Raw genomic sequence first — 3,703 nt, forward strand, 5'->3', positions numbered from 1 at the left:
GTACTCTTCTCTAATTATTATTCTTTTTACCATGCTTCACCTGCGTGTTTTATACCAAGCATTTTAAGTTCAATTTCATTTAAATCAATCCCTCTTAATTGTTCTCTATTCCCTCTCAATGACTCTATTGCATTTATACCCATGCCTCCAAGCATTTCCTTAATTTCAAGGGACCAAGCCCTTAATAAATTATAAACCCTTTTTGCACCTATTTCTGGATTTAATCTTTTCGTAAGATATGGGTCCTGTGTTGCTATTCCCCAATTACATTTTCCAGTATAACATTTTTGACATAAATGACACCCAAGAGAGATTAAGGCAGCAGTTCCTATATAAACAGCATCAGCACCAAGAGCAATCGCTTTTATAACATCAGAACTTTTTCTAAAACCACCTGCTGCTATTATTGAGGCATTATTTCTTATGCCTTCTTCTCTTAATCTCTGGTCAACAACCGCGATTGCAATTTCAATAGGAATTCCAACATTGTCTCTTATTATTTTTGGTGCTGCTCCTGTCCCACCTCTTACACCATCAATAACTATATAATCAACACCAGCCCTTACTATTCCACTTGCAATTGGAGCAACATTATGAACTGCTGCAATTTTAACTCCAACAGGTTTTTTATAAGAAGTTGCCTCTTTTAATGCAAATATAAGTTGTTTTAAATCCTCAATTGAATATATGTCATGATGTGGTGCAGGAGATAAAGCATCTGTTCCCTCTGGTATCATTCTTGTTTTACTTATTTGTTCTGTTACTTTTTCTCCTGGAAGATGCCCTCCAATTCCTGGTTTTGCTCCTTGACCTATTTTAATCTCAATTGCACCTGCTTTTTCAAGATAATCAATATTAACTCCAAATCTACCACTTGCAACTTGAACAATACATCTATCCGCATATTCATATAATTCTTCAGGTAAACCACCTTCTCCTGTATTCCAGTAAGTTCCAAAATCTTTTGCTGCCTTTGCAAGTGATTTCATTGCATTTAAAGATATTGAACCAAAACTCATAGCAGAAAACATAATCGGTGTCTCAAGTTCAAGTTGTGGAGGAATTTTTGTTTTTAAAATTAAATTTCCATTTTTAAATTCATACTCAATTCTATCAGGTTTTCTTCCTATGAATGTCTTCAATTCCATTGGTTCTCTTAAAGGGTCTATTGAAGGATTTGTAACCTGGGATGCATTAAGAAGTATATGGTCAAAATAATTTTTATAATGTTTATCACATCCCATTCCTGTCAAAATAACTCCTCCTGTTTCTGCTTGCTTTTGAATATCCACAATATATTCTTTTTTCCAGTGATAATTCTCTTTTATATCAGAAGTATTTCTTTTAATTTCTATTGCTTCTGTTGGACATATACTTTCACAAAAATGGCATCCTACACATTTAGAATTATCATTTCTTACAATGTCAAACTCCTCATCATAAATATGAACATCATTAGAACACATACGAACGCATGCTTGACACTTTATACATTTTTCTAAATCTCTATCTACAACAAATTCTGATATTTTTTTTACTTTTGCCATTTTATTTTAAATATAACTGGTTTTCCTGCTTCAATTTCATAAACATTTTTTAAATCTTTACTTATAATTCTTATTGCTGATTCTTCAGAAGATAAATAATAAAAGTCCTCATCTTCACCAGCAACAAGTGGTCTCAATTTAATCCTATCATTTAAACCTACCATATATTCAGAATTTGCAACTATTATTCCAAAAGGTCCATTAACAAGGCCAGGTCCATATATAATCCTTAAACTTTTTAAAAAATTTTTACAATTTTCATCTTCAATCCTTTCTATTTGAAACCAAAAAGGAGAAGCAAGTATATTTCCAATTGTTTCAAAATCAATTTTATGTTTTCTATAAAGCAAATCAAAAAGGTAAGTAATGACTTCTGTATCAGTAAAAAGAGTACAGTAATACCCAAAATTTTCAAGATATCTTCTATTTATACCATAACTTGATATTTCGCCATTATGAACAACAGCCCAGTTAAGAATTCCAAATGGATGTGCTCCTCCCCACCATCCAACAGTATTTGTAGGAAATCTATTATGTGAAATCCATAAATATCCTTTATAATCATAAATTTTAAAAAAATCAGCAATTTCATCTGGATTTCCTACACCTTTAAAAATACCCATATTTTTTCCAGATGAAATAACAAAAGCACTCTCTATTTTTTTATTTATAAACATAACAGTTTTTACAATAAAATCTTCTTCAGTTGACTTAGCTTCTTCATTAATTTTTTCTTCCTTTATCTTCAAAAAATACCTCCACATAATAGGGATATTTTTCAATTTGTGATTTTTATTCGTTGGAATTGATTCTGAATGAATTATTTCAAAATTTGCTTCCAGATAATCTTCACAAGTTTCTATATCTTTTTCACTATTATACATAATATGGAAACACCATTTATCAGAAAATTCAGGATAAATTCCATAACCAGCAAATCCAGAACCAAGGCCATTTCCTCTTTCAACCATATTACAAATTGATAAAATAATTCTTTCACCAGAAAATAAATTCCCATTTTTTGAAATAATTCCACTTACTCCACAACCAGATGGTATCTTACAAATTCTATCATCCATTTTTATAGAATTGGCAAATATGTTTTAATTTCATATTCATGGACTATTTTTCTATATTCATCCCATTCAATCTTTTTTGCAGTAAGTAAGTTTGTATATATATGTTCTCCAAGTGTTTCTTTAAGCAATTGGCTTTTTTCTGCTATCTCTATTGCTTCTATTAAACTTCCTGGTAAAACATCAAGTCCCAATCTTTTCCTATCTTCCTCTGTTAAATGGTATACATCCATCTCAAGTGGTTCAGGTAATTTATAATTTCCTTCAATCCCTTTCATTCCTGCCTTTACCATACACGCAAATGCAAGATAGGGATTGCATACAGGGTCTGGTGAACGAAATTCTATCCTTGTTGATTTTTCTTTACCAGGTCTATACATAGGAACTCTTATCAATGTGCTTCTATTCCTTCTTGCCCAACATATATAAACAGGTGCTTCATATCCAGGAACAAGTCGCTTATAAGAATTTACCCATTGATTACATACAAATGTTATCTCTTTTGCATGTTTTAAAAGACCTGCTATGTACTTTTTTGCAATATCGCTTAAATAAAATTCATCCTTTGGGTCAAAAAATGCATTCTTTTCTCCTTTAAATAATGACTGATGCGTATGCATTCCACTTCCATTAACTCCATAAATTGGCTTTGGCATAAATGTAATGTAAAATCCATATTTTGAAGCAATCTCCTTTGCTATCATCCTATAAAACATAACTATATCTGCCATTGTTAATGCATCTGTATATCTTAAATCAATCTCATGCTGACTTGGTGCAACCTCATGATGTGAATATTCAACCTTTATTCCCATCTCCTCAAGTGTCAAAATAATCTCCCTCCTTACATCAGTTGCTGCATCAAGTGTTGCTACATCAAAATAACCACCATTATCTAAAATTTCTGTCATCTTATCACTTTTAAATATAAAAAATTCAAGTTCAGGTCCAACATAAAATGTATATCCTTTCTCTTTCATATATTCTAAATTTTTCTTCAATATATATCTTGAATCACCTTCATAAGGAGTTCTATCTGGATTTAAAATATCGCATATCATTGCTGCAACTGCTTTTTCC

Annotated in this window: 3 protein-coding genes; all 3 read right to left on the reverse strand. The window is 31.2% G+C overall.

Translation table 11 applies throughout. The features are described 5' to 3' along the window. Positions 1-26: 26 nt before the first annotated feature. Positions 27-1,547 (reverse strand): glutamate synthase-related protein, encoded by a 1,521-nt coding sequence (locus PKV21_09640; protein ID HOM27748.1) that lies wholly within the window; start codon positions 1,545-1,547, stop codon positions 27-29. Then, positions 1,535-2,626: a hypothetical protein gene (locus PKV21_09645; protein HOM27749.1), complete on the reverse strand. Its 1,092-nt coding sequence runs from the start codon at positions 2,624-2,626 to the stop codon at positions 1,535-1,537. Before PKV21_09645 ends, PKV21_09640 begins: the two co-directional genes overlap by 13 nt. Positions 2,627-2,628: 2 nt before the next feature. Beyond that, the coding region (locus tag PKV21_09650) for a glutamine synthetase (protein HOM27750.1) at positions 2,629-3,703 on the reverse strand (1,075 nt) is incomplete at its 5' end.

It is taken from the genome of bacterium, assembly GCA_035371905.1.
Lineage (GTDB): Bacteria > Ratteibacteria > UBA8468 > B48-G9 > JAFGKM01 > JAMWDI01.

Excerpts from the sequence above, each read along its gene's own strand:
- PKV21_09640 (HOM27748.1), bottom strand. The coding sequence starts at position 1,547 with ATGGCAAAAGTAAAAAAAATATCAGAATTTGTTGTAGATAGAGATTTA.
- PKV21_09645 (HOM27749.1), bottom strand. The coding sequence starts at position 2,626 with ATGGATGATAGAATTTGTAAGATACCATCTGGTTGTGGAGTAAGTGGA.